Origin of the sequence: Streptomyces sp. NPDC093544, from assembly GCF_040683495.1 — a bacterium.
Lineage (GTDB): Bacteria > Actinomycetota > Actinomycetes > Streptomycetales > Streptomycetaceae > Streptomyces.
Map to the genome: position 1 here is coordinate 1 of NZ_JBFBEA010000023.1, position 25,045 is coordinate 25,045.

Below are 25,045 nucleotides of genomic sequence, written 5' to 3' on the forward strand. Positions count from 1 at the left end.
TTACGGGCCTTCAACTTGGCCTGGATACGCGCCAGATACGTCTTCACCGTCGACAACGACAAGAACAGCCCGTCGCAGATCTCCTGATTCGTACGTCCCACAGCCACCAGACGCGCAATGTCCAGCTCGCGCTCGCTGAGCCCGGCAGCCCCGGCGTCACCCGACGCCGAGCCCCGCTCGGTCTCCTCCAGCCGACGCAGCAGGCGGACCGTCACCGCCGGTGACACCAGCGCGTCCCCACGGGCCGCCGCCTGCACCGCCTCCACCAGCAGCCCCGGAGAGGCGTCCTTCAACAGGAATCCGCACGCCCCGTTCCGCAGCCCGGTCCGTACGTAGTCGTCCTGGTCGAACGTGGTGATCAACACGACGTTCATCGGATCGGCCACCCCCGGCCCGGCCAACTGCCGCACCACGTCGAGACCGTCCAACCGCGGCATTCGAATGTCGGTCAGCACCACATCCGGGCGCAGCCGGCGTGCCAGAGCGATGCACTCGACACCGTCAGCCGCTTCCCCGACCACGGTGATGCCCGGTTGCGCCCCCAGGATCAGGCTGAATCCGGTCCGCACCAACTGCTGGTCGTCGGCGATCACCACATTGATCCGCGTATCGGCCACTACCTGTTCCTACCACAGTGATCAGCTGCGCCGACCTGACCGACGGCCGCCGGGACCCGCTGCGCGAGGGGACGCGGCCGTACGCCGTCTGCTGGGCCGCTCGACGACATCGGACGGCCTCGCTCGCTTTCCCGCGCGGCGGGAGCGGCGGTCATGGACATCTTTCGCTGAGCTTGACGACGGCGAAATCGACGCGAGTGGTAGCTGCGTGTCGGCCGGCCGTGGGCGTCTGGCTGCAGACCTTCCAGTTCTGGTCGAGGAACTGCATACGCTTTTCCCGCAGGGCGTCGTGAGATGCGAGGGTCGTGAACCCGGCCTGCCGGGCAGCGGACTGTGCGACCTCCAGAACCTGCCCTGTCGAGTCCGGCATGACGGCTGTCTCCTCCTTGCCGTGTGCGGACAGGGCCAGGAGTCCCGCAATCACCAGAACGCCGACGACCGTCCCCTTCTTCATGACGTGCCCCCCGGACTGCATCGTTTCAGCGCTGAAAGGACGAAGGCGCCGTGGGCCGGGTGTGCCGCTCACCACCCGGCCCACGGCGCGTACCCGGCTGCCTCGTCCCCACGGGCAGCCGGAGCATCGTCCACCCATGATTGCGCCGGGCCGGGACCCGCTGCCTCGGCCGCACGTACCGGTCTCACACGAACCTGTCGGCCATTCGGCCGACACCGCTTTCCCGCTCCACCGCCGGTGGGACCGGACCAGGTCGCCGACGGAGGCGTCGTCGACCGGCCACGCGCCGGTGGAGATCACCGAGCCGACCCGATGTCCACCACGCGTGCCCACGCCGGCGGCGAGTCCGGCACATAGTCGGGATCGTCCTTGTCCCAGGACGAGTCTTCGTACTGCCGGAGGAACAGGCCCACCACTGTCCGGCACGTGACGTCCGGTCGGGCCCGGTTCGGAGAGCCTTGGCGAAGCCTGTGCACAGGTCCGTACTTCCGCCGCCTACCAGGGGGATTCCTTCGGCGCAGCACAGCGGGTGGGCGATTCGGGCTGCGGCGTCGCACGGCATCACGGTGATGAGGTCGCGGCGGCCGCCCACGGCGCGGGAGATCGCGGCAACCTCGAGTAGCGCGCTGCCCAGTTCGGTGGCACCTCGGTGCGGCGGCTACTGCGCGAGAAATTCGAACTCGGCCTGTTCGACAACCCCTTCCTTGAGGCCGACCAGGCGGAGGTGATCGTCGGCACCGAAACCGCCCGTGCCCAGGGCTACACCAGCCTCATCTCCATTGAGTGGGAGGACGCCGGGATGGACCAGCTGCGCGGTGCGGCCGAGGCGGTGGAGTTCGTCCGCGCCCTGCTATGCCCGCAGCCTCCTTCGACTCCGCATTCAGTAACCAGAACTGACCCGCTCGCACATTCCGGCAACCGACTACTGAAACAGGAAAGCTCAAGAGATGACCGCACCTTCCGCTTCCACGCAGGGCGCCCCCACCCCCGATCGACCGGCGCCACACGACCTCCCCGAATTTGCTGCGAGTATGCCGACGCCGCGCGAACTCGCCCGGATGCTCGAGCAGGCCCCCGGCGTCCTCGGGCGGGGCCTGGCGCCTGGTCAGAAGTGCCGCCTCCACGTCTTCGATGTCGCATCCCGTTCGGACGCGGTCGTCGCCGAGTTCGACGACACGATCTTCGAAGCGCCCAACAGGGGCGACTGGCAGATTCCGCTGGGCCGTCGTATGCGCGCTGAAGATCTGGTCGGTGGTGAACGGTGCCGGGCTGGAAGGCCTGCGCGAAAGCATCCGCAGCCACGTCGCCATGGCCGACTCCCTGGCCGACAGAATCGCGAGGGAGCAGGGCTTCGCCCTGGCGACGCCGCCGTCACTGGCGCTCGTATGCCTGTACCTTGTCGACCGAGACGGCCTCCCCGACGACGTCGCCACCAAGGCGGCGATGGAGGCGGTCAACGTCGAAGGGCGTTCCTTCCTTACGCACACATCGGTCAACGGCCACTTCGCGATCCGTGTCGCGATCGGCACGCCGACGACGCAGCCCGACCGACACCCTGTGGGACTCGCTCCGCAATGCCGCTCGCCAGAGCGGTGCATGACACCAGAGCTGCACACCGGGTCAGTGGGCTCTGGCCTCGGCGCGGGACTTGATCCGGTGTGGTGTGACGTCAGGCGCCGCCCTCAACAAGCCAGGGCCTGTTGACGGCGGCGGTGGCGCGCAGTGGCTGTCAGCCGACGGGTGTCATCTCCGGGCGGTGTTCGTCGGCCAGTTCGGCTTCCAGGCGCTCGCCCTCGATGTCGGGGTCCGGGACCAGCCGCGCGTACCAGCGGGGGTGGTACCAGATCCGCTTGCCGACCAGTGCCATCACGGCAGGCACCAGGGTGAGCCGGACGACGAATGCGTCGACCAGCACGCCGACGGCGAAGCTGAAGCCGATCGACTTGGTCATGGGGTCGTCTGAGAAGAGGAACGAGGCGAAGATCGCGGCCATGATCAGTGCCGCTGCGGATACCACCCGGGCGGAGAGGCCGGTACCCGCGATCGCTGCCTGGCGGGCGTCGCCGGTCCGGGTGAAGTACTCCTTGATCCGGGAGACCACGAAGATCTCGTAGTCGCTGGAGAGGCCGAACATGATGGCCAGCAGGATGACCGGGAGGAAGCTCAGGGTCTGGGTGGGTGCGATGCCCAGCAGGTCCTTGCCCCAGCCCCACTGGAACACCGCTACCTGCGCGCCCAGGGCGGCCCCGGCGGAGAGCAGGAACCCGAGGATCGACTTGAGTGGCACCAGGATCGTGCGGAACGCGAAGGTCAGCAGCAGGAACGCCAGCACCACGACCGTGGCCAGGAACACCGGCAGGGCCTCGGAGAGCTTGGCGGAGACGTCGATGTCGGTGGCCGTCTGGCCGCCTACCAGGATGTGCGCTCCGGTCGCCGCGGCGATGGCGGAGGAGTCGTCACGGATGGTGTGCACGAGGTGGGCCGTGGCGGAGTCGTTGGGACCTGTGGTGGGGACCACCGAGATCACCGCGATGCCGTTGGTTACCGCCCCGACGTTCGAGGAGACCACACCGTCCATCTTGGCCAGGGTGGCGGACACCTGCTGGGCCTGCGCAGTCCGGGTGACGTCCTGGGCAACCACGGTGAGGGTGCCGTTGTAGCCGGCGCCGAAGTGCTCGGTGGTGAGGTCGTAGGCGACCCGGGAAGTGTCCGAGGTGGGCCGGGCGTCCGCGCCGGGCAGGCCCAGGTCCAGCTTGGACACGGGCAGGGCCATAAGGCCCAGCATGATAGTGCCGAGGACCAGCACTGGGGTGCGGTGGCGGACCACCCAGGACGCGTAACGGGTGCCGGCCAGCTTCGCCGGTGCCCTTACGGCAGTCTCGGTGGCGGGCCGGGCCCGGCGTAGCAGGGGCAGCCGGGAGAAGCGGGCGGCGCGGTGGCCGGCCAGGCCCAGCAGCGCGGGCAGCAGGGTCAGTGCCACGAGGAGGGCCAGGCCGACGGTGGCGGCGGCGGTCAGGCCCATGACGGTGAGGAACGGGATGCCGACCACGGAAAGGCCGCACAGGGCGATCATCACGCTGAGGGCTGCGAAGACGATGGAGCTGCCCGCCGTTCCCGCCGCGCGGCCGATGGCCTCCTGCGGGGAGTGACCGGCCATCATGTTTGTGCGGGTGCGGGAGAGGATGAACAGGGCGTAGTCGATCGCGCAGGACAGGCCGAGCATGGTCGCCACGGCGGTGGAGGCGGACGCGATGTCGGTGAACGACGACACGATGGTGACACCCATCATCGAGATCACCACGCCGACGATGGCGGTGACCAGCGGCAGGCCGCCGGCGAGGAAGGAGCCGAAGGTCAGCACGAGCACGATCAGGGCCACGATCATGCCGACGGTCTCGCTGTTGACCGCTGCGGCCTTGGGATAGACCGAGCCGCTGAACTCGACCTGCAGACCCGCGTGCTGGGCGTCCGCGGCTGCGGTCTTGAGGCCGTCGACGGTGGCGGCCTTGACGTCGCCGGCGGCGGCGGTGCCGTAGGTGACGGTCGCCAGAGCGACCTGCTTGTCGGGAGAGACCGTTCCGGCGGTGAACGGGTCGGAGACGGAGACCACCTGCGGGAGCTCACGCAGGTCCTTCAGCGTCGCCTTGATGCCAGCCTTGTGTGCGGAGGCCGTGACAGTGCCGCCCTCGTCGGCGAAGACCACCTGGGTGGTCACGCCGGACGCTGCCGGGAGTTTCTGCTCGAGCACCGAGATGGCCTGCTGAGCCTGGGTGCCGGGGATGGTGAGCGCGTCGGTGGTCTTGCCGCCGCTCGCGCCGGCGATGACCACGGCGGCGATCACCGCCGCCACCCAGGCGGACACGGTCGCCCAGCGGTGCCGGAAGCACCAGTGGGCCAGTCGGTAGAGGTATCGGGACACGGTTCTCCCAGGAGCGCTGCGGCGGGGCAGAGGCAAGAGATGCCATAAGATGCATCTATGCCAAATATAGCCTCTTTGCATTCGATGGCAAGTTTGCAGTATCGGCTATGGTTCTCTTATGGGAGCACTTGAGGCAGCGCCGTCGAAGCCATCACTCCGCGAACGCTCCAAGGCCCGACGCCGCGAGCTGATCCGCCGTACCGCCATGCGTCTGTTCGCCGAGCGCGGTTACGATGGCGCCACCATCGCGGACATCGCCGCCGAGGCAGAGGTCGCCCCCCGCACGGTGACCATGTACTTCCCGTCCAAGGCCGACATCGCGCTGTCGATGTCGAACGAGATCGCCGGCCGCTTGGCCGACGTGTTCCGCGAGGACGCCTCCATCGGTTTCACGGGCGCGATCGACCAGTGGCTCACCGCAGAGGCGAAGCGCCTGGACCCCGAACTCGCGGCGCTGACGGCAGCGATGTTCCAGGCGAATCCCGGCCTGCGTTCCCTCAGCAGTGCCGAGGTCAGCGAGGCCGTGGAGGCCGGGACCCCGGCTTTCAGCGCAGAGGTCGGTCTGCCCCTGGACCATCCGCTCGCGGCCGTCATCGCGGCCGCCGTCGGGGCCGCCGTTGCCGAGTACATCACCGTCGTGCTGCACGCCGAGAACCGGACCGAGCTGCACACCGCCTTCATGCGCACGCTCCGAGCCCTGGTCCGCTCCGCGCGCTGAACTCAGTGGCGGACAATCACCCGGCCAGGCTCCCTCCATCGAGAGCCGAAGCGCATGCGGACAGTTCGGCGGCTCTTCGCAGTCGAGGATGTAGCGCGAGAAGGTTTGAGCTGTTGGATGTGAGTGCTCAGGTGGCGCGAGTGCCGTGGGTTTCGCGGTTGGAGAGCACCTCGCCCATGTGCGTCTGGGCCCAGCTTCTGATGCCGCGCGTCACGTGGTGGAGGGGGAGACCGAGATCGGTCGCGCTGGCCTGGCTGCTGCAGCGTTCCCCGAACATTTTGCTCATCCCCGGCACGTCGAAGGTGGCGCACCTGCGTGAGAACGTCGCGGGCGCCGGCCTTTCTCTCGCTTCTGAGGACTTGGCAGAGCTGGACGGCATCAGCGACTGAATCCCCCGGGGGACCGGAGGGGCCTTCGGGGTCGAGGGCTGAGAAGCCGGCACGGCGTCGGCTTCTCCCGAAGTCGCAGGGTCCTGCTCCGGTCATCTGGAAGATCTCGACCTGCCTGACGCCACCCCTGCGAAAGAGCCCAAGGGCTGTGCCTCATCGGTGCCGCCAAGTCACGGCCTGTCAATTCCAGAAAGCTGGCGCAACCCGCCGAAGGCCCCTATGCGTCGGCCTCCCCGCAGAATGCCAGGCGACGGACGGGCTGAACCAGGACCTGGCGGCCGTGGCGTGGACGTCCATGGGTGGTTTCGGTGCGGTGCCGGTCATGCCAAGCCGATGAGCACCCACGGCGTCCGGCCGTCTACCAGCCAAGGTAAACAGCCCGGGACTTCTGAGCGCCCACAGGTCTCAAGGCTTTTCCTGTCTGTGCTGCCCCTCGCCTGTGCCCTTGAGCCTGCGCTCGTTACCGGCGAGGATGTGTGCGCGCATGGCCTGGCCAGCGGCCTCGGCGTCGCCCATCAGTACGTGGTGGGCGATCATCGCGTGCTCCCCGGCGGCCTTGAGGATGTCTTCCGACGTGTGGTCGGCGGCGCGCATCGCTCCCTGGAACAGTTGCGAGCTCGTGTCGATCACATCCAGGAACAGCCGGTTGTGGGTGGCTTCGGAGACGGCGCGGTGGAAGGCGACGTCGTGCTCGTAGACGGCCTCGCGTTGCCGTACCGCGTTCTGATAGGCCGTCAGCCGTTCGCGGATCCGGTCCAGGTCCTCGGGGGTCGCCCGCTCCGCGGCCAGTTGCGCCGCCCGGCCCTCCAGCGTCAGGCGGAACTCTACGAGATCCTCCAGCCCCGACTCGTCCATCGGCCGCTCGCTCACCGTGTGCGCCAGGGCGGTGCGGCCGTCGATGCGGGAGACCGTCGTACCGGAACCGGCCCTGACCTCCAGCATCCCGAGCGCCACGAGCCCGCGTACCGCCTCGCGGACGGTATTGCGGCCGGCCGAGTAACGCGTCATCAGCTCCCGCTCCGGCGGCAGCTTCTCCCCCAGGCTGAAGACGCCGTCGGCCAGGTCCCGGCGAAGCCGCTCGGCCACTTCCTGGCCCAGCGTCTGAGCGCCCATCATTGCCTCCACATGCGCGGGCAGCGCCCGAAGTCCTGTGCCACACCTGGCCCTAGCAGACATCCTACCTGAAGTGTCTCCCCTCACTTCGATCGGATGGATGCCCTGCCTGTCCCGAGCGTGGCAGGCAGGGGGCGCCGCCAAGACCTACTGCGCGTGTGCCGGGCTGAGTGCGGCGGCGAGGGAGGGTGCCAGAGGTAGCCCTGGCAGTAGGGTCGCCTGGAACGCGTGGTAAACGTCGGCCTTTCCCGTCTTCACTGTCGCCGCCGGGTGCCCCGCGACGTCCAGTTCATGGTGCCAACTGCCCGCGTCGCGGTCGACGAGATGATCCTCGACCCACTGCCACCACTGGTCGTAACGCAGCCGGTACTCCGGGTCGCCGGTGGCGCGGTGCATCACCGCTGCCGCCCCTACCGCCTCGGCGAGCACCCAGTGCAGGCGTGCTGTCACCACGGGGGCGCCCGTCCAGTCCACCGTGTACACGAACCCCTCATGTCCGTCGGCCATCCAGCCGTCGCGTTCGGCCCGCTCGAACAGCTCGCGGGCGGCCGGAAGCAGCCAGGCCGGCGCGTCGGCGCGGACGGTACGCAGGTGAACCAGGAGGCGCGACCACTCGATGCCGTGGCCGACCGTGGACCCAAACGGCCGGAAGGGGTCAGCTGGGCGATCCTCGTGGTACCGCCATTTCGGTGACCAGTCCTCGTCGAAATGCTCGACGATGCGCCAGTCTGCGCGCCGTGCAACGGAGTTCACGAGGAACTCGGCGATCTGGAGAGCTTGGTCGGCCAGTCCCTGGTCGCCCGTCGCGTCGCTCGCGGCCAGCAGCGCCTCGATCGCGTGCATATTGCTGTTGCCGCCGCGGTACCCGTCCAGCGTGCTCCAGGTGCGGTCCCACCTTTCGCGCAGCAGTCCGGACCCCGGTTCCCGGAACCGACCCTCGATGATTCCCAGCACGTGTGCCAGCAACTCGGCGGCCCCCGGCCGTCCGGCGATTGTGGCGCTTGCCGCGGCCAGGAGAACGAACACGTGTGGGTAAGCCACCTTCTCGTCCGCCAGCGGCCGACCGGAGCGGTCCGTGGCGGTATGCCAACCGTCGTGACGGTCGTCGTGCAGCGGACCGGCGAGCGCCGCGAGGCCGTGGTCCGCATACTCCGCCGCCCACGGGTGGCCACGCAGGACTGCGAGCGAGAACACATGCGTCATACGGGCGGTGACGTATGTGTGGACCGTATCGTCCACCAGCGGTGATCCGTGGGAGTCCAGCCACCCGAAGCCCCAGTCCGGCAGGCGAGCGTTGCGCGCGAAGGCAAGCAGCCGATCTCCCTCGGCCCTCAGATAGGCGGGGCTCCCCGGCCGGGGCAGTTGTGTCATGACGCTCCTTCTGGTTGCGTGCGTTCCTCATGACTGCATGGGAGGCCAGGGCTGCTTCTTCGCGCGGAGAGCCTCGCCTGCTGGACGCGCCGCCCGGGCTTCGTCAATCGGGTCGGAACCCACTATTCCGCCGTGGAGCGGTCCCGACCCTCTATTCGGACTTGCCGCGCGAAGCTCCTGCCGCTAAGAGCGCAGGTTCGCCGCGGAAGCCGAATGATCTTCGTTGAGCCGCAGTCGCCTACGCGGAAGGAAGCTCGACGTCGCGGCCGGCGAGCGTGGCTTCGTGGGCCGAGGCGAGGACAGCGTTGGCCTCCGCGCGCCAATCCCTGGCGGGCTGCCAGTCCGGCAGCATCGACGATCCGTGGATATGCCCGTTCATGGTCCGGCTGACCGCGTGGACGCCGGCGTCACGCAGCCGAGCCACGTAGGCCTCGCACTCGTCACGGCGGGGGTCGAACTCCGCGTTCATGACGTACGCGGGCGCGAGTCCTTCCAGGTTCGGGGCGAAGAACGGGGAGACGTAGGGGTGGACGCGTTCCGACGGCGAGGAGATGTGCAGATCGTTCCACGCAACGTCCGCCTCGCGGGTCGAGTCGTGTCCGAGGCTCGGGTTGCGCCATGCCCGGGACGAGTCGGTGAGGTCGAGGCCGGCGATTTCGATCAACTGCAGGGCGATCCTGGGGCCGCTCACGTCGCGCGCCATCAACGCCACCACTGCGGCCAGATTGCCGCCGGCCGAGCCCCCGCCCACGGTGACGACCTCGCGAGCGATGCCGTAGCGCTCGGCATCAGCGAGAAGCCCGCTGAACGCGGCGTAGCAGTCGTTGACCCCTGCGGGGAACCGGTGCTCGGGCGCCAACCGGTATTCGACTGAGGCGACCAGACACTTTGCGTCCAGAGCGCGGCGAGCGAGGAGGCCGTCCAGCTCGTCCGACAGGGCGGATCCGAGGATGAAGCCACCGCCGTGGATGTAGACGTGCAACGGAAGGTCACCGTCAGTCGGGGGTCGATACAGCCGGACCGGAACATCGCCGATCACGACGTCACTGATCTCGACACCGTCGATGGGACCGTCCGACAGGTCCAGGTCCGTCTGGATCGCTATGGCCCGGATCTTCGAAAGATCTTCCGGGTTCAGCAGGTTCAGGCCGCCCACGGCCATCGACTTGTAGCTCTCAAGCAGCCCGCGTACCGGTGCCTCGAGTTCCATGGCCACTCCTTAAAGATAGGATCAAAAATTGATCTAGAGGTAATAGTGGGATGCTATGTGGGCCCTCGATAGGGGTCAAGGGTCCATCCGGGGGAAAAATCCGTAACTGAATCAGTCCAGATGTAAGCCTTGACGACTTAACATCCTCTCTTTAGCATCCCCTGCGTAAACATCCTATTGCTGTCGCAGGCTTTCAGTCCTGCATTCGGAGGGTCGCCTGTGAAGATCACATCCGCTGAAGTCGTCGTCACCTGCCCGGGCCGCAACTTCGTGAGTCTGCGTCTCGAGACCGAGGACGGGGTGGTCGGCTGGGGCGACGGGACGCTCAACGGCCGTGAGCTCGCCGTCGCCAGTTACCTGCGCGACCATGTGAGCTCGATCCTGATCGGCCGCGACGCGGGCGCGATAGAGGACACCTGGCAGTACCTGTACCGCGGGGGGTATTGGCGCCGCGGGCCGGTGACGATGGCAGCGATCGCCGCGGTGGACATGGCGCTGTGGGACATCAAGGCGAAGTACGCCGAGATGCCCCTGTACCAGTTGCTCGGCGGCGCCAGCAGGCGAGGGTTGCTTGCCTACGGGCACGCCAGCGGGGCCGATCTCCCGGCCCTGTTCGACTCGGTCGACGAGCACATCGACGCCGGATACCGGGCGGTGCGCATTCAGACCGGCGTGCCCGGGCTCGGTCAGGTCTACGGGGTAGCGAGCGGTGGCGGCGGACCGCGCTACGACTACGAGCCCGCGCGTGCGGCCGCCCGACCCACCGAAGAACACTGGGACACCCGCGCCTACGTGCGCCACGTGCCGAGCGTCTTCGAAGCCGTCCGGGGCAAGTACGGACCGGAGTTGCCTCTACTGCACGACGGCCACCACCGGATGACCCCGATCCAAGCCGCGAAACTCGGCAAGAGCCTCGAACCGTACGACCTGTTCTGGCTCGAGGACTGCACCCCGGCCGAGAACCAGGCCGGACTGCGCCTGGTGCGCCAGCACACCACGACCCCGCTGGCCCTCGGCGAGGTGTTCAACACCGTCTGGGACTACCAGACGCTGATCAGTGAGCACCTGATCGACTACGTCCGCTCGGCTGTCACGCACACGGGCGGCATCACCGCGATGCGCAAGCTGCTCGACTTCGCCGCGATGTACCAGATCAAGTCCGGCATGCACGGCCCCACCGACATCTCGCCCATCGGCATGGCCGCGGCGCTGCACCTGGGACTTGCGATCCACAACTTCGGGATCCAGGAGTACATGCGCCACAGCCCCGAGACGCTGACCGTCTTCCAGACCGGCTACCGGTTCGAGGACGGCCTGCTGCACCCCGGCGATCGGCCCGGCCTCGGCGTCGAGATGGACCTGGAGGCCGCCGCGGCGTACCCCTACCAAGGGGCGTACCTGCCGATCAACCGGCTCGCCGTCGACGGGACGGTGCATGACTGGTGAGGCCTCCAACTCTCTACGATCGCCCCACAGTCGTCATGGGTGTGGCCGGCAGTGGCAAGTCCACCATCGCTTCGGCGCTCGCGCGCCACCTTGGACGCGAGTTCCGCGACGGCGACAGCTTCCACGGCCCCGACAACGTGGCGAAGATGGCGGGCGGCCAATCCCTGACCGACCGCGACCGCATCCCCTGGCTCAAGGACATCGCAGCCTGGCTCGAAGCGACGCCGCGCGGGATCGTCGCCTGTTCCGCGCTCAGGGAAAGCTACCGCGACCAACTGCGGCTCGCCGGGCCGCTGCTGTTCCTCCACCTCGAGATCGCACCGTCGACGGCCCGTGAGCGCGTGGCCGGCCGGAATGGGCACTTCATGCCGGCCTCACTCGTCGACGATCAATACGCGACCTTGGAGACGCCGTCACCAGGCGAGCCCGACGTCGTACGCCTCGACGGCGAGGTCCCCGAACCTGTCCTGGTGGCCCGCGCGCTGTCCGTGGTCATCGGCGTGCCGGTCCCCCCGCACACCTCCCGGTGACGGACGCCGGCCGCTGACGCCCCGTCACCCGCCAACACCGCTCATCAGTCCCCACACGCCGCCACCCCAATGAAGAGGTGCACAGTGACCGAGCAGACCACTCCACCCCCGCCGCAAGCCGACGCCGCAGGCAGCCGCGACCCTTCTGACGATGCGGGCCGCCTCGACGGTGCTTCCACCGGCCGCCTCGTCCTTGTCCTGATCGCCCTTGTCGCGATCTCCGAGATCGTCCCCCTGCAGAACCTGATGATCGGCGTCGCGATCCCGAAGATCGCCACCGGCTTCCCGCAGGCCGGCGCCGCCGTCACCTGGGCGGGCACCATCGTGGGCGTCGTCGGCGGGGCCACCGTCGCGCTCGTCGGCAAGCTCGGCGATGTGTGGGGCAAGAAGCGCGTGGTCGCGCTCACCACCCTGCTCTTCCTCGGCGGCACGCTGATCTGCGCGTTGACCGACAGCTGGGCGCTGTTCCTGACCGGCCGCGGCATCGGCGCCCTCGCCACGGGCATCATCGCCGTCGAATACGGTCTGGTACGCGACCTGATGCCGCGCCGCTGGATCCCCATCTGCGTCGCCGTCCTGGGCACCGGCTTCGGCCTGTCCGCCATCGCGGGCCCCCTGATCGTGGGCGCCCTGACCGATCACTACAGCTGGCGCTCCATCTTCTGGTTCGTGCTCGTCTACACCTGCGCCGCCCTGATCCTGTTCCTGCTCGTCGTCCCGGAGAGTCCGCTGCGAGTCCGCAGCCGACTGGACATACCCGGCGCGCTGCTCTTCGGCGCCGGTGTCGCCCTCCCCCTCGTCTACCTCAGCCAGGGCACCAGCTGGGGCTGGGGCACCACGAGCAGCCTCGCCTACCTCATCGTCGGACTCGCGTTCCTGGCAGCCTTCCTGGTCTGGGAGACGCGCACCGAGCAGCCGATGATGGAACTGCGGCTGCTGCGCGCCCCCAAGGTCCTGTTCCTGATGCTCATCTCCCTGCTCGCCACCGGGGTCCTGAGCGTCATCAGCGTCGCCGTGCCGTACATGTTCCAGACGCCCAAGGCCGCCGTGCTCAACAACGAGCTCCTGGCCGGCGTAGCCGCCGAGGCTCACACGACCGTCGCCGCCGTCGCCCCCCTCGTGCACTTCCACGGCGACATCAGCTACGCCGCCGGCTTCTCCATCCTGCAAATGGCCGTCCATGTGTCGATCTGGACGTCCGTGTTCGCCATGATCTTCGGGCCTGTCGGCGGCTACCTCACCCGACGGATCGGCACCCGCCTCCCGCTCATCATCGGCCTGCTCGCGTTCGTGACCGCCACCGCCCTGTGGGTCGAGTGGCACAAAACCTGGCAGCAGCAGATCACCATCGGCGTCGCCTTCGGCCTGGCCTACGGCTTCTTCTTCGCCTCGGCGCCCAACCTGCTCATGGACACGGTGCCGGCAAAGCGTCAGGGGGTCAGCTCCGGCATGTTCTTCGTGTTCGGCAGCATCGGTACCGCCATCTCCACGGCGCTTTTCACCGCCATCGTCGCCGCCCACCCGTACCAGATGACGATCACGCAGCCCACCGGCGGCACGATCACCAAGGACATACCCCAGGTCTACGACAACTCCGCCTACAGTCTGGTCTATCTGCTCCTCGGCGTCGTGCCCGCCCTCATCGCCCTCGGGCTCGCCCTCGCCCTGCGCACCGGCCGCACCCCCGCTCGCGGAGGCAGCGCCGTCGAACAGTAACGCCCCGCCCAACGGCAGCTGTCACGCGCGGCGGGGCGCCTCCCGCCGCGGCGAGCCACGGAGCACCGCGGCCTGCGGACGCGTGCAGCCCACGGCCCGATCCCACTCAGAGAAGCGAACACCTATGGTGAACCAGATTCTGCGAACCCACACCGCCCGCATCCAGGACGCGGCGCACCGCCCCGACCGCTACCCGCTCGCCCGGCCGGCCGCCGGCGATCCGCGTCGGGTCCTGAAGCCGTGAGCAGTGTCGCGGCGCGGCAGCTGTCGCGCACAACCGTCCGCGGCCTCCCGGCCGCGCCGGTTCGCATCGTGCACCTGGGGCTGGGCAACTTCTTCCGCGCCCATCAGGCCTGGTACACCCACCACGCACCGGACGCCGCCGAATGGGGCATCGCGGCCTTCACCGGTCGCCGTCCCGGCCTCGCCCGGACGCTCGCCGCCCAGGAGGGCCTGTACACGCTCGTCGTCCGAGGCGCGGGGGGCGACCGCCGAGAGGTCATCCGTTCGCTGAGCGTGGTACATCCGAGCGACGACCACGCCGCCTGGCTGGACTACTGGCGGCGGCCTGAACTCAGCGTCGTCACTCTGACGATCACCGAGGCCGGATACGCCCGGGTCCACGGAACCAACGGCGACGGCCGCAGCCGTCGCGGCGGGCTCGACATCGCGCGGGCTGATGTCGCCGCCGACATCGCCGCGCTCAAGGCCTCATCCGTCGCAGACGTCAGCACAGCACCCGCGAAGCTGCTGGCCGGACTCGCGGCCCGACGCGAAGCGGGCCTGCAGCCGGTGGCGATCGTGCCCTGCGACAACCTCCCCGGCAACGCGGAGGTGGCGCAGCGCGTCGTGCGCGACCTCGCCGAGGCGGTCGGCGACGCCACTCTGATCGCCGCTGCCCAGGACCCCGCGTTCGTGACCACCATGGTCGATCGGATCACGCCCGCGACCACCAGAGCCGACCTCGACGAGGCCAGCTCGACGAGCCGTTTCACGGACGCCGCGCCCGTGGTGACCGAGCCATTCTCCGAATGGGTCCTCTCGGGCCGCTTTCCCGCCGGCAGACCCCGCTGGGAGGACGCCGGAGCCCGCTTCGTCTCGGACGTCATGCCTTTTGAACAGCGCAAGCTCTGGCTTCTCAACGGCGCCCACTCGCTTCTGGCCTACACGGCCCCGCTGCTCGGACACGCCACCGTCGCCGAGGCCGTGGCCGACCCGCGCTGCCGCGAATGGCTGGCGCAGTGGTGGGAGGAGGCCGCACGCAATCTGCCCATGCCGACGGCTGAGCTGATCGCCTATCAGAGCGCGCTGCTGGAACGCTTCACCAACCCGCGGATCCGGCACGCTCTGGCACAGATTGCCGCTGACGGATCGCAGAAGCTCCCTGTCCGTATCCTCCCGGCCCTGCGCGTCGAGCGCGCTGCGGGCCGCCTGCCGCACGGTGCGGCGCGCGGACTGGCCGCCTGGCTGCTCCACCTGCGTGGTCTCGGTGCCCCGGTGCAGGACGCCGGTGTTGACCCCTCGCTCGCCGAGGGCCCGCTGCCGGAGGCAGCCTGCCGCGTGCTCGCCTTCCTCGACCCGTCGCTGGCGGACGACGCGGAACTGGCCACGGCCGTTACCGCGCACGCCCGCGCGCTGGAACCCGTGTGAGCACGTCGCCCGGCCACGTGGCCGGGCGAGCGGGACCGGGAATGTCCCATGAACTTGACTACATTATCCAAACATCCCATTACAGAGGGAGAAGAGACGATGGCCACGGAACTTGAGGCCCCCGTTCGTGCGCTGCTTGAGCAGTACCGGTCCATGGCCGGCGGAGAATTCAGTTTTGATGACGTGCCGATGCTGCGCCGCATGTTCAGGGCACCGGACCTGTCCGACGGGCCGGTCGGGGACGTCGAGATCAGGGACGTCGTAGTCGGCGAAGTCCCGGTCCGGCTGTATCGGCCGACGAGTGGCGGCGACCTGCCGCTGCACATCTACTGCCACGGCGGCGGTTTCGTTCTGGGCTCGGCGCTGTCCGGAGAACTTGACGGCCTGCTCTCCCGGCGTGCCCTCGACGCCGCGTGCCTGGTCGCGTCCGTCGAATACGGGCTGGCACCCGAACATCGGTTCCCCGCCGGAGTCAACGACTGCTACACCGCACTCACCGGCCTGGCCGCGGACCCCGGCGGGTACGGCATCGCACCCGACGCCATCACCGTCGGCGGCGCCTCTTCCGGAGGGAACTTCACCGCAGCCCTCGCCCTGATGACCCGGGACCTGGACGGTCCCGCGCTCGCCCTGCAACTGCTCGAAGCCGCCGGCACCGACCTGACCAAGAGCTCGGCGGCCTGGCGCAACCCGCGCCCCGAGCACGACATCACCCGCGAGATGGACCTTGCGATGGTCGACGTCTACCTCTCCTCGCTCGCCGAACGCGCCCACCCCTACGCGTCCCCGCTGTTCGCCCCCAACCTTGAAGGCCTCGCGCCCGCATACTTCATGAACGCGGAATTCGACCCACGCCGCGATGAGTGCGAGGCCTACGCGACCAGGCTGCGCGACGCCGGCATCCAGGCCGTCAGCCGGACCATGCCGGGCCACATCCACGGCTCGATGACCCTGCCGGACTGGCAACCCGCCCGCGACTGGCGCGCCGAAGCCAACGCCGTCCTCGCCTTCGTCAACAAAGCCGCACTCGCCGGACAGGACGTCGAGCTCCCCGCGTAGGCGAATGCGCTCGGGAAGCAATCTATAGCGTCCGACGACGTGCTCCCGGCGTGGGGGCGGACCCATCTGCGCGCTTGGCACGATGGCACGACCGGGCGGGCGACCGTGGCGCGGATCCTCGCTACGCTCCCGAAAAATCAAGTCGCCGTCAGAGCCAGCCGCCCAGAGTGATCAACCCGCGGTGCACCAGCGGCTCGACGATGGGATTCGGCCGGAGCGAAGGCCCGTACGCCAACTCCGCCACGTCCATGTGCCATGGCCTACGCCGGTGATCGAGGAGCCGAAGGTCGGCGATCCAGTCAGCGACCTCGCTGGGGGAATACTTGCGGCGCAGAAACCAATCCGCGGCATACACGGCAGCCGCGACCCGAAGTGAGTCGGTCCACGGCCTTCCGCCTTTCCTCTGCTGTTGCGAGGTACCCCTTGGGGAGCGCACCGCATAGCGCAGGATTGGGTCACCGCGCCGCACCATTGATGGTGACAGGAGCGGGATCAGCACGGCCGCCAGGGCCACGAGTTGTCAGTCCTCATGCGTGGGCGTCCCATCGAGCCATGCGTTGACACGCGCCTGCAAGGCCAGAACGGAGTCGTCGCTCACCGGCACCGGCTGACACATCTTCAGCGAGAAGCCGCATGGTTCTCCAAGGTCGTAAGTCCACTCGCCCTCGTCGGTCATGTTGTCGCAGGTTCGCTCAGGCGGGGCGTCGTGCCGGAGATCGACGGTGCCCCAGCAGGCCTGGCACTCGGTCACCATGTACACGGCGTAGTCAACGCACGCGAACGACCAGGGATGTTTCCAGCGCAGGAGCCAGCGACTGTCGTTGCTGCGTCGGCACTTGGTGCACCAGCGCGCCTGCGAATGGTGGAACCACGCCCCCTTGTGCCATTGCTGAACCGCCACACCGTCAGACGAGAACAGCGGCAGATGCGGCAGCGCGTTTCCGGCGTAGCGTGCCAGGGTCATCGCGTGCAGGCTCTCGGCGTCGATTCCGGTCAGCTGCTCCATCCGCCGAACCACAGGATCGGACAACCGTAGTTCGGCCGCAGAAAGCCCGCCAAGCCTGTCGAGGTGAAGTTCCCGAAGGAGCGGCTTCATCTCGAAATCCTGTTGATGGGCGAGCGCACCGATCCAGCTGGTCAGAGACTCTCCGGGGATCGGCTGAATCACTGGTTCAGTCAGGGTGCGGTGCGGTGGGCGACGTTGCTGTGCCGTCTTCTTCGCTGTACTCACGACGCGAATCCTGCGACAGGTGCACCCTGCTGAACCGTGGCTCGTGAGCGGACCACCGATGTGGGTGACCGAGCGGGTCTTCGTTCACTGGGCCCCCGTCCTCCGCGTGTCACCCGTTAGGGCGCTTGATGGTGTTATTCGAATAGCATGGCGGAAGGGTTGAGGCATGCACGACGCCGATGCAGATGGCCGGGACGTTGTACGTCCCGTTGTCATCGACTCCCCGAAACGCCTGCTCCTCCTGATCCCGTCGGCGTCCACAGGTGAATTCCGCTGGACGCTTCCGAGATTCCCCATGCGCCCCGGTGAGACCAGCCGTCGCGCGGCAGCCCGTCACCTGCATCGCGTCGCTGACCTGCCCGCACTTCGCATCTCGCCTCTCATCGGCCGACTCCCGCGCGTGAACGCGGTGGAGGGCCTTCAGTACGTCGTCGTCGTGCGCACCGTGGTCGAAAGCTGGCCCACGTCCGTGGGCTCCGCAGTGGGCCCCGAAGCGCGCTGGTGGTCGATGGCGGAGCTGAGGTCGGCGAAGGCACTGGTCGAGCCCGTTCAACTGCTCGACTTCATGGACGGCTACTGGGACGGGTGGCTGCCGGACGGAGAGATCTCGCTCGACTGACTGACCGCGCCCAGCTCTCGTCCAACCGAACCCACAAGAGGAGAACAACCAGTGACCATGCACGCCATCGAGATCACCCTCACCCGCTCCATCGAAGCCGTTGAGTTGGCGGCCGCGCGGCAGGAGAGCGTGCTTCCCATGGCGGCTGCCGATGACCGGAGACGACTCGTGGTCCTCGTGACCGCCAAGAATGAGCGCAGGGCCATAAGAAGGATCTGGAAGCGGCTCGAAGACGTGCTTCCCATTGACGTGTTGTGCAGCGTCTTTCCGGGACCTGACGGTAAGTACCTCATGAGCATTCCGATGAGCGACGAGGTCCAGGAGCGGATCCGAGGTTGCGCAGCAGCCGAGCGGAAGACCCCGGAGCAGTACCTGCAGCAGGCGATCGCGCAGGCATTGGCCCGCGACCGGTCTACACGCCGAGAGCAGCTGGAGTGCTCGCTGAACGAGCTGTTGCGCACCTACAGCCCCGAGGAGATCTCCGGGGCGGCGGCGCGGCGGATCGCGCGGTGAGAGCCCAACGCTGGCAAGCGACGTCGGCATTGCCCGTATGACCGCCGAGTTCATCACCTACCGCGAGCGAAGGTTGAGCGCGTAGAACTTCACGTCTTCATGAACGGGGGCGGGAAAGGGTGGCTGCCGGACGGGGGATGTCACTCGTGTGAAGCGTCGCGTCAGCTCACCAAGCCCAGGTTGATCAGACGGAATCCCATGGCCGCGGTGCTGACTTCAAAGATGTCTGCCAGCTCGGCAGCACAGGTTTCCGGGTCTTGCTGAACCGTCGCGGGCAGTCGCTGGAGCTCCGATCGGACAAGCTCGGCAGGCATCAGCAAGTTTGCGGCGAAGGCGTTTGCCTCGATCTCCTCGAGGTCGGTTGCCGTGCTGGAGGTCTTGTCCCTGAGGTTGACCCGGACGGGCCGATCAAGAACGACTTCACGTCCAGGGTGCAGCAGGAGGTGCCCCAGCTCGTGAGCGATGGTGAACCGTTGCCGAAGGGTTGAGTGGGAATCGTTGACGCCCACGACGGGGGATTGGCCGTCCTGGCGAACGAGCATCCCCGACACGTCTCCGTCCTTGAACGCGCTGCGGGAAATGACGACGCCGAGATGTGTGGCCAGACGTTCCACGTTCACAGGCAGGGATGCTTCGCCCGCCTCCGCAAGGAGGCGACTGGCCACCTGTTCTGCCCGCCTAGCCACGATCTGTCTCCCTCTTTGCGTTGGCCAGCACGCTCTGCGCCCACCCGCGTGCGTCTTCAGGAAGCTCGTCCAAGACGTCCGAGCGTCCGTCGGGTGCGGGCAGCAGTGCCTCGGGCTCCACTCGCAGTACGGCGGCGAACTCGAAGAGCATGTGCAGTGCGACCCGCTGACGCCCCTTCTCAATGTTGCTGATGGACGTGCGGTTGAGCCCCACGGCGCTCCCCAGCTCCTGCTGGTTAAGCCCTTGGGCGGTACGCGACAGGAATCGTGGGGGGCTGAGTGCAGAGAGGTACAGATGTTTCGCAAAGACTCCCTTGCGTCGCTCCTCGACGAAGGACGCCGCAAGATCCAGGTGACCGACGAGGAACTCGACGAGGCCAAGCGCCGTCGCCGACTCCTGGCCGCGTCCGTACGCCGGGCCTTCTCCGGCTCGATCAGCTACTTCAACGGCAGCGTCGCGCACGGCGACGCCAACACTCCCCTGACCGATGTAGACCTCGGCGTGGTCCTCACCAAGAAGGACGCCGAGCCCTACGGACCGGGCAAGAAGAGCGCCCTGTCCCTCATGGAGAAGGCCCGAGACGCAATCCGCGAGGACCTCGACGACGAGTTCCCGAAGCTCACCATCGAGGTGCTCGGCCGCCGCCGCGCCGTCCTCGTACGCTTCGGTGACCCGGTCACCGAAGCGTAGCCCGACTTCACTGCGGACGTCATGACCGCGATCCCGCACCCCTCGGGCTGCGGGCTGTACATCCCGAACACGAAGATCGCGGACCAGTGGGACCGAGCCGACCCGATCACGCACACCCGGATGGTGCTCCAGGCCATTAAGGACACGAAGGTGGTCTTCGCGCGTACGGTCCGATTCCTGAAGCACTGGAACGGGACCCACAGCAAGCCCATGTGCTCGTGGAACATCAAGGCCCTCGCCCTCGACTGCCTCGACCAGCCCATGCCGCTGATCGACGCTCTCCAGGTCTTCTTCACCTACGCGGCGGACGAGATCGACAAGGGACCGACGCCGGACCCGGCCGACGTAGCCGGACCTATTCCCCTGAACATGCCGCGCCGCGAGGTCCACAAGCGGCTGAGCACCGCACGCGACTACATCGACCTCGCGCTCGAGCACGAGGCAGCCGGGCGCCCGCTCAGTGCCCAGCACGCCCTCCATCAGGTCCTGCCCGAGCTTGTGCCGGACGCGGACGCCACGGTTGAGGAGGCCGACCGGCTGGCGTCGACCGTCCGCGCTGGCGGCACAGCCGCCACCGGCCTTGGGCTCGCCGTCGGAATCGTCACACCCACCCGGGCCTGGGGAATCTGACGCCATGCCGGTCTGGTACGGGGCTCAGCCTGTCTGGTGGGCCCCGCTCGAACGCGACGCTCGACGACGCTTCGGCTCGGCACTCCAGCACACCTACCGCCGCAGCTCATTGACGTACGTACTCACCGATCTCGATGTCATAGGTGAGCCGGACCCGATCGACGTCAGCATCCGCTTCTACGAGCATCCGCCTTACTCGACGTACGGCCAGAGACCCCAGGATTTCCCGCGCGTCCACGCCAAACGGGGGGCTTCCTCGAAGCACCGATACTCGGACGACGATGCCCTCTGCCTGTGGCACCCGCTCGATCCGGAAGAGCGGCGGTGGACGAGTTCGAAGGGACTGCTGGACCTCATAGAGATAGTCCGCACACACTTGTTCCTTGAGCGCTACTGGCGCCTCACCGGCGGTGAGCAGCGCGGCCAGTGGCTGGTAGAGGATGCCCCTCACGGCATGCCGGGGAGCGGTGCGTGGATGTCATCGCGGCGACAGAAGCGACGGGCGGGGGGTGGACCTGGGCCCAGACCACTGCGTTGATCATCCCTTGCGTCGCCCTAGCCGGTGCCTTCCTCACGTACGCCCTCAACCAACGCGCCACGCGAAGAGAGCGCCGGGCCCAGACGTTCGCGGAAGCACTGACGGCAGTTGAGGCGTACCTGGAGATGCCGTACCGCATACGGCGCCGTCCCGAATCTTCGTCTGCAGTCCGGCAACAACTCACGGACGAGGTGAGTGGCCTCTTGGCGCGCATGGCATTCCACCAGGCGTGGCTTCAGATCGAAGCATCGTCTGTGGCGGGGCCTTATGCGGCGCTTGTGGCGACGGCGCGAGCGGAAGCCGGTGCGCAGATGAGCTTCGCCTGGCAGCAACCGCCCATCACGACCGACAGCGGCATGAACCTCGGTTCCGCGTACTCCAGGGATCGGTCGAATGAGGCGCGGGCCGCCTGCATCGCAGTCATGCGTCGCCATCTCTGACGGGCGCTCACCTGCTTCGCGGGAAACGATCTTAGGGAGCGCGGGATCAGAGCCTCAGGGGACTATCCGTATCCCCTGATCAGCGCATTTCGTCGGTTCCCCACCAGGAGAAACCGACGAAACGGGTCTCCATCAGTGACGAAAGTCCTGGTGGGGCCCGTTTCTCGTTGTCTGTCGGCTTGGAGATCCGAGTGGTCGTGCGCGGACTCAGCAGGGCCCCGGCGGTGAGGTATCTCACTGCTGGGGCCCTGCTTTTTCGTGCTGCTGGTTGTTCTTCGGTTGGTGCTGGGGTGGGGTTGGGCTGGGTTAGGCGGCTGTCATCAGGTGGCCGGTGGGAGTCCAGGTTCCGGGGTCTTTTGTCTTGTGCCGGTGGTGGGTGCGGCGGCGGGGTCTCTCGCCGCCGCGTGCGAGCGTCTCGAGCCATTTCTGGACCTTGCGGCGGTTGGCGTGGGCGAGCTGGAAGACGAGGAGGATCGTCTGGCCCGCGATGCCGCGGATGCGGCGTGAGCTCGCGGCTTCGATGCCCTCGGCGAGGGGGTTCTTGGCGTAGCCGTTGTAGCCCTCGACGCTGTTGCGTAGCCGGAAGTAGACCTTCTGCCAGTCCGGGCCGCCGTACTCCAGGGCCTGCCACTGTTTCGCGCCGGCTTCTGGGCTGACGGTGATGGCACGTTGGCGGCAGACCTTGACCGACCCCACTGGCGTGGGCTGCGGATCGATGAGGGGGAGGTGGATGCCGCGGCCCATCGTGTGGAGCTTGATCGGGCACTGGGCCTTGCCCGCTTCGGCGGGGCACATCATCCGCTGGTAGCCGTCGGCGTCAGCGTTCTGTTTCGGCATGAGGCGGTATCCGCGGCGGGCGGCGATCAGCCTGATTCAGGTTTCTAGGCCCAGCAGGGCGGCGATGCGCTGTCCCAGCCTTCGAGGCTTTGGAGGGAAGACCATGAGGCTCTCCGCCGGGCCGGGGATGATGTCGCCGGCCGCCGTGGCGCCGGAGGCCGACACGGTCAGATAGATCATCGCGTCCGCGCACTTGTGGGCGTCGAGCTCGTGCAGCGGAACGGCGCAGACCAGTGCCGTGGCTCAGCGGCTGAGGCCGTCCCCCGATTCTCTTGCTGTTCGGCCGCCTCCTGACCTTGGCTGTCCTTCCTGTATTGGCGGCATGGACCAGGAGTTGGAGCAAGCACACGGAACCGCTCTCGCCGTCGGAGGCAGGACCGTCGCCGTCACCGGCACCGGCCTGCGCCGCGCCTATCCCGCGCAGAACGCGCCGCTCCAGCAGGAGCAGCCGAACTCGGCCGCAACGTCTCAGCCGAGCGCTACACCTCCTCAGCGCTCTGGGGCGAGAACGTCCTGCTCATCGACGACACCTGGACCACCGGCAACCATGCCCAGTCCGCAGCTTCGGCTCTGGAAGCCGCCGGTCCTGGGAGCGAGCGCGGCCATCCTGGTCCTTGGACGCCACCTCAACATCAGTTACGGCGACACCGCAGCGCATGTCGAGCAGGCGCGACTCCGCCGCTTCGCCTGGGATGCGTGTGTGCTTCGGCCATGGAGCCACGCCTGAGTCGCGTGCAAGGGGCTCTGCCTGTGGTGGCTGACGTACAGCTCGATGGGTTGTCGAAGAAACGAATCATCTGGTCAGCGCTCTACCTCTTGATCACTCAAGTCGGTGAACCCTCCCATCGGCCAGAAACATGATCGCGGCGACGGAGTTCTTTTCGGTCGGAAGAGATTGTCCGCCGGAAGGGGATTGTTCATGGTCGCGCTGTATCGATCCAGGCTTTTCACGGCTCTTGCTGCCGCGTGCGCTCTCGTGCTGACGAGTTCCTCGGTGGCGCAGGCCGGTGCTGTCGGTTCGACTCCTGTCCGGACCTTCGAGTACAGCGTGGGCGGCATGACGATGAAGGTTCCGACCGGCTGCTTATTCACACACATCATCCGAGGTAGCGGGAAGAAGATCACCTACCAGAACGCGGGCGTCGACTGCGCCTTTGTCGCCGCACTGAGCAGTGGGTTCTGCAACTGGCGGATCGACTTCACGTACGCCAACACCAACAACAAGACCTATCGGACATCGCGAGGGCGAACGCACCCCGAGTGCAAGATCGATCCGATGCGGAGCAACTCTCCCCAGACGTTGCCTCGTTATGGAAAGGCGTGCACGCATCTCTACGTCAATGGGGTGCGGCGGGTGAAGCAGTGTCACCACATCACGAAGTGAGTCGCTCATGATCGATCAACAGCAGGGGCGGGAACAGCCAGGGGAGGCACGACGGCGGTCGGCTGGGGTCGCCGCGTTCGTGGCGGGCCTCGTAGTGACACTCGCCTTCTTCGCCTTCTTCCCCGGGCTTCCGCACGTTATTGACTGGGGGGCGATCGTTGTCTCCGTCCTGGTGGGAGCGCTCACCCGATGGATCTGCCAGTCCTGGATGGCAAAGAGGAGCAGAGAGGGCAAGTGAGCACGGGCACGGCGACGCGGGCCGCCAAAAGGTTCTCCGAGGCCACCGAGCGCGGGTGTCATGAGGGTGCCGGCCGCTCGGGGTCTTGCCCCCTGGCCTCCGCCGTGGGAAATCTGCTGCGACGGTGCGGGAAACGATCTACGTGCCGGACTTGTAAGGCCTGATCAGCACATTTCGTCGGTTCCCCACCAGTTGGAAGCCCCGCAGGTCTTGGACCTGCGGGGCTTCTGCGTTGCCCGCGTTCTTGTCCGGTTTCCCGGAATTCCTACGGGAGAGTGCCCCGCATGATCGTTCTGAGTGAGGACAATCACGCGGGGCGGCGGGATGGTGCGGTCGCGCGCTGAAGGGGCGAAGGGCTGCGCGAAGGGTTACGCGGCCAGGCGTTCGGCGAGTTCCTTGGCCTTGGCGGCCGCGTCGTCGAGGGCCTTTGTGCGGGAGGCCTCGAAGAGGGGGATCAGCTCGGACATCGCCGGGTTGTGCGGCGCCGCCGTGAGCTCCGGGACGATGAAGTGGAGGTCCAGGGCGAGGGTGTCGCGCAGGACCGCCTCCAGGTAGTTCTGCACGTACTCGAAGGGCTCGCGCGGGGTGCCCGGCGCGTAGGAACCGCCGCGGCTGGCGACGACGGTGATCGGGGTTCCCTTGAGCTTCGAGTCCTCTGCCATGGCGGTGCGACCGATGACGATGATGTTGTCCAGCCACGCCTTGAGGGTCGACGGGATCGTGAAGTTGTACATCGGGGCGCCGATCAGCACGGCGTCCGCCTGCTCCAGCTCCTCTATGAGCGTCACGCGCTCGGCGAAGGCGGCGGCCTGCTCGGGGGTGTGCGTGTCCGGGGCGGCGAGGCCGGCGGAGAAGGAGGCGGCGGTGATGTGCGGTACCGGGTTCGCGGCGAGGTCGCGGTAGATCACCGTGCCCTCCGGGTGCTGCTCCTCCCAGGCCTTGCGGAAGGCGTCCGTCACCGCGCGGGAGGCGGAGGCGGAACCCGGGAACACGGACGAGTCGATGTGGAGGAGGGTGGCCATGAGGATCTCCAAGGTGAGGGAGCA

General features: G+C 67.7%; 27 protein-coding genes and 3 pseudogenes. 16 read left to right on the top strand and 14 right to left on the bottom strand.

Annotation, left to right across the window (positions count from 1 at the left end; all coding sequences use genetic code 11):
• From AB0N66_RS30835 to AB0N66_RS30845, 3 genes and pseudogenes are all read right to left on the bottom strand, one after another.
• Positions 1-617: response regulator transcription factor (locus AB0N66_RS30835; protein ID WP_365441164.1), on the bottom strand; the 617-nt coding region annotated here is incomplete at its 3' end.
• Positions 618-768: 151 nt separating this feature from the next.
• The gene (locus tag AB0N66_RS30840; protein ID WP_365441166.1) at positions 769-1,071 is read right to left on the bottom strand and encodes a hypothetical protein; all 303 of its coding nucleotides are present in this window, start codon (positions 1,069-1,071) and stop codon (positions 769-771) included.
• Positions 1,072-1,367: 296 nt separating this feature from the next.
• Positions 1,368-1,708 (bottom strand): annotated as a pseudogene (locus AB0N66_RS30845) (hypothetical protein); the annotation flags it as partial.
• 614 nt (positions 1,709-2,322) lie between these two features.
• On the opposite strand from AB0N66_RS30845, the gene AB0N66_RS30850 reads away from it, so the two are divergent.
• Entirely contained in the window at positions 2,323-2,775 is a 453-nt protein-coding gene (locus tag AB0N66_RS30850) for a hypothetical protein (protein WP_365441168.1), read from the top strand.
• A 25-nt stretch (positions 2,776-2,800) separates the two neighbouring features.
• Here AB0N66_RS30850 and AB0N66_RS30855 read toward each other — a convergent pair whose 3' ends face one another.
• Entirely contained in the window at positions 2,801-4,990 is a 2,190-nt protein-coding gene (locus tag AB0N66_RS30855) for an MMPL family transporter (protein WP_365441170.1), read from the bottom strand.
• A 118-nt stretch (positions 4,991-5,108) separates the two neighbouring features.
• Here AB0N66_RS30855 and AB0N66_RS30860 point away from each other — a divergent pair, with 118 nt between their 5' ends.
• Positions 5,109-5,708, top strand: coding sequence for a helix-turn-helix domain-containing protein (locus AB0N66_RS30860; RefSeq protein WP_365441172.1), 600 nt, complete (start codon positions 5,109-5,111; stop codon positions 5,706-5,708).
• 127 nt (positions 5,709-5,835) lie between these two features.
• Here the strand turns inward: AB0N66_RS30860 and AB0N66_RS30865 are convergent.
• Positions 5,836-5,949 (bottom strand): annotated as a pseudogene (locus AB0N66_RS30865) (transcriptional regulator); the annotation flags it as partial.
• Between AB0N66_RS30865 and AB0N66_RS30870 the strand changes: the two are divergent.
• Positions 5,939-6,097: pseudogene (locus AB0N66_RS30870) on the top strand (aldo/keto reductase); the annotation flags it as partial. The pseudogenes AB0N66_RS30865 and AB0N66_RS30870 overlap by 11 nt on opposite strands.
• 405 nt (positions 6,098-6,502) lie before the next feature.
• Here the strand turns inward: AB0N66_RS30870 and AB0N66_RS30875 are convergent.
• From AB0N66_RS30875 to AB0N66_RS30885, 3 genes are all read right to left on the bottom strand, one after another.
• Positions 6,503-7,210, bottom strand: coding sequence for a FadR/GntR family transcriptional regulator (locus AB0N66_RS30875; protein WP_365441174.1), 708 nt, complete (start codon positions 7,208-7,210; stop codon positions 6,503-6,505).
• 147 nt (positions 7,211-7,357) lie between these two features.
• Positions 7,358-8,581 carry an AGE family epimerase/isomerase gene (locus AB0N66_RS30880; RefSeq protein ID WP_365441176.1) on the bottom strand — a complete coding sequence of 408 codons (1,224 nt, stop codon included), beginning with the start codon at positions 8,579-8,581 and terminating at the stop codon, positions 7,358-7,360.
• A gap of 238 nt (positions 8,582-8,819) precedes the next feature.
• Positions 8,820-9,791: an alpha/beta hydrolase gene (locus AB0N66_RS30885; protein ID WP_365441178.1), complete on the bottom strand. Its 972-nt coding sequence runs from the start codon at positions 9,789-9,791 to the stop codon at positions 8,820-8,822.
• A gap of 219 nt (positions 9,792-10,010) precedes the next feature.
• On the opposite strand from AB0N66_RS30885, the gene manD reads away from it, so the two are divergent.
• From manD to AB0N66_RS30910, 5 genes are all read left to right on the top strand, one after another.
• Complete coding sequence (gene manD, locus AB0N66_RS30890; RefSeq protein ID WP_365441180.1) at positions 10,011-11,237, top strand: D-mannonate dehydratase ManD; 1,227 nt, start codon at positions 10,011-10,013, stop codon at positions 11,235-11,237.
• Positions 11,238-11,272: 35 nt separating this feature from the next.
• Entirely contained in the window at positions 11,273-11,767 is a 495-nt protein-coding gene (locus AB0N66_RS30895; protein ID WP_365441182.1) for a gluconokinase, read from the top strand.
• Between the two features lie 84 nt (positions 11,768-11,851).
• A complete protein-coding gene (locus AB0N66_RS30900; RefSeq protein WP_365441184.1) occupies positions 11,852-13,483 on the top strand; it encodes an MFS transporter in 1,632 nt (543 codons plus the stop codon).
• A 240-nt stretch (positions 13,484-13,723) separates the two neighbouring features.
• On the top strand, positions 13,724-15,133 hold the full coding sequence (locus tag AB0N66_RS30905) for a mannitol dehydrogenase family protein (RefSeq protein ID WP_365441186.1): 1,410 nt from the start codon (positions 13,724-13,726) through the stop codon (positions 15,131-15,133).
• Between the two features lie 99 nt (positions 15,134-15,232).
• The gene (locus tag AB0N66_RS30910; RefSeq protein WP_365441188.1) at positions 15,233-16,192 is read left to right on the top strand and encodes an alpha/beta hydrolase; all 960 of its coding nucleotides are present in this window, start codon (positions 15,233-15,235) and stop codon (positions 16,190-16,192) included.
• Between the two features lie 520 nt (positions 16,193-16,712).
• Here AB0N66_RS30910 and AB0N66_RS30915 read toward each other — a convergent pair.
• Positions 16,713-17,423 carry a TniQ family protein gene (locus AB0N66_RS30915; RefSeq protein ID WP_365441190.1) on the bottom strand — a complete coding sequence of 237 codons (711 nt, stop codon included), beginning with the start codon at positions 17,421-17,423 and terminating at the stop codon, positions 16,713-16,715.
• A gap of 166 nt (positions 17,424-17,589) precedes the next feature.
• Between AB0N66_RS30915 and AB0N66_RS30920 the strand changes: the two genes are divergently transcribed.
• Together AB0N66_RS30920 and AB0N66_RS30925 are read left to right on the top strand one after the other, a co-directional pair.
• Complete coding sequence (locus AB0N66_RS30920; RefSeq protein ID WP_365441192.1) at positions 17,590-18,042, top strand: hypothetical protein; 453 nt, start codon at positions 17,590-17,592, stop codon at positions 18,040-18,042.
• 57 nt (positions 18,043-18,099) lie between these two features.
• Entirely contained in the window at positions 18,100-18,555 is a 456-nt protein-coding gene (locus AB0N66_RS30925) for a hypothetical protein (protein ID WP_365441194.1), read from the top strand.
• Between the two features lie 161 nt (positions 18,556-18,716).
• On the opposite strand, the gene AB0N66_RS30930 is transcribed toward AB0N66_RS30925, so the two are convergent.
• Together AB0N66_RS30930 and AB0N66_RS30935 are read right to left on the bottom strand one after the other, a co-directional pair.
• Complete coding sequence (locus AB0N66_RS30930) at positions 18,717-19,175, bottom strand: ImmA/IrrE family metallo-endopeptidase (RefSeq protein ID WP_365441196.1); 459 nt, start codon at positions 19,173-19,175, stop codon at positions 18,717-18,719.
• Between the two features lie 58 nt (positions 19,176-19,233).
• Positions 19,234-19,593, bottom strand: coding sequence for a helix-turn-helix transcriptional regulator (locus AB0N66_RS30935; RefSeq protein ID WP_365441402.1), 360 nt, complete (start codon positions 19,591-19,593; stop codon positions 19,234-19,236).
• Between AB0N66_RS30935 and AB0N66_RS30940 the strand changes: the two genes are divergently transcribed.
• From AB0N66_RS30940 to AB0N66_RS30950, 3 genes are all read left to right on the top strand, one after another.
• Complete coding sequence (locus tag AB0N66_RS30940; RefSeq protein ID WP_365441410.1) at positions 19,537-19,932, top strand: hypothetical protein; 396 nt, start codon at positions 19,537-19,539, stop codon at positions 19,930-19,932. The two genes, AB0N66_RS30935 and AB0N66_RS30940, sit on opposite strands and share 57 nt — an antisense overlap.
• Before the next feature lie 21 nt (positions 19,933-19,953).
• A complete protein-coding gene (locus AB0N66_RS30945) occupies positions 19,954-20,562 on the top strand; it encodes a hypothetical protein (protein WP_365441198.1) in 609 nt (202 codons plus the stop codon).
• Between the two features lie 471 nt (positions 20,563-21,033).
• Positions 21,034-21,540 (top strand): hypothetical protein, encoded by a 507-nt coding sequence (locus AB0N66_RS30950; RefSeq protein ID WP_365441200.1) that lies wholly within the window; start codon positions 21,034-21,036, stop codon positions 21,538-21,540.
• A gap of 306 nt (positions 21,541-21,846) precedes the next feature.
• On the opposite strand, the gene AB0N66_RS30955 is transcribed toward AB0N66_RS30950, so the two are convergent.
• Positions 21,847-22,377 (bottom strand): hypothetical protein, encoded by a 531-nt coding sequence (locus AB0N66_RS30955; RefSeq protein WP_365441202.1) that lies wholly within the window; start codon positions 22,375-22,377, stop codon positions 21,847-21,849.
• 36 nt (positions 22,378-22,413) lie between these two features.
• Entirely contained in the window at positions 22,414-22,557 is a 144-nt protein-coding gene (locus tag AB0N66_RS30960; RefSeq protein WP_365441204.1) for a hypothetical protein, read from the bottom strand.
• Positions 22,558-22,924: 367 nt separating this feature from the next.
• On the opposite strand from AB0N66_RS30960, the gene AB0N66_RS30965 reads away from it, so the two are divergent.
• The 3 genes from AB0N66_RS30965 (at position 22,925) to AB0N66_RS30975 (ending at position 23,999) form a co-directional block, all read left to right on the top strand.
• The gene (locus tag AB0N66_RS30965; protein ID WP_365441206.1) at positions 22,925-23,104 is read left to right on the top strand and encodes a hypothetical protein; all 180 of its coding nucleotides are present in this window, start codon (positions 22,925-22,927) and stop codon (positions 23,102-23,104) included.
• Between the two features lie 192 nt (positions 23,105-23,296).
• Positions 23,297-23,761, top strand: a complete 465-nt coding sequence (locus tag AB0N66_RS30970; protein WP_365441208.1) for a hypothetical protein — start codon at positions 23,297-23,299, stop codon at positions 23,759-23,761.
• A 7-nt stretch (positions 23,762-23,768) separates the two neighbouring features.
• Positions 23,769-23,999 (top strand): hypothetical protein, encoded by a 231-nt coding sequence (locus AB0N66_RS30975; RefSeq protein ID WP_365441209.1) that lies wholly within the window; start codon positions 23,769-23,771, stop codon positions 23,997-23,999.
• Positions 24,000-24,367: 368 nt separating this feature from the next.
• On the opposite strand, the gene AB0N66_RS30980 is transcribed toward AB0N66_RS30975, so the two are convergent.
• Complete coding sequence (locus tag AB0N66_RS30980; RefSeq protein ID WP_365441210.1) at positions 24,368-25,021, bottom strand: NAD(P)H-dependent oxidoreductase; 654 nt, start codon at positions 25,019-25,021, stop codon at positions 24,368-24,370.
• Positions 25,022-25,045: the final 24 nt, after the last annotated feature.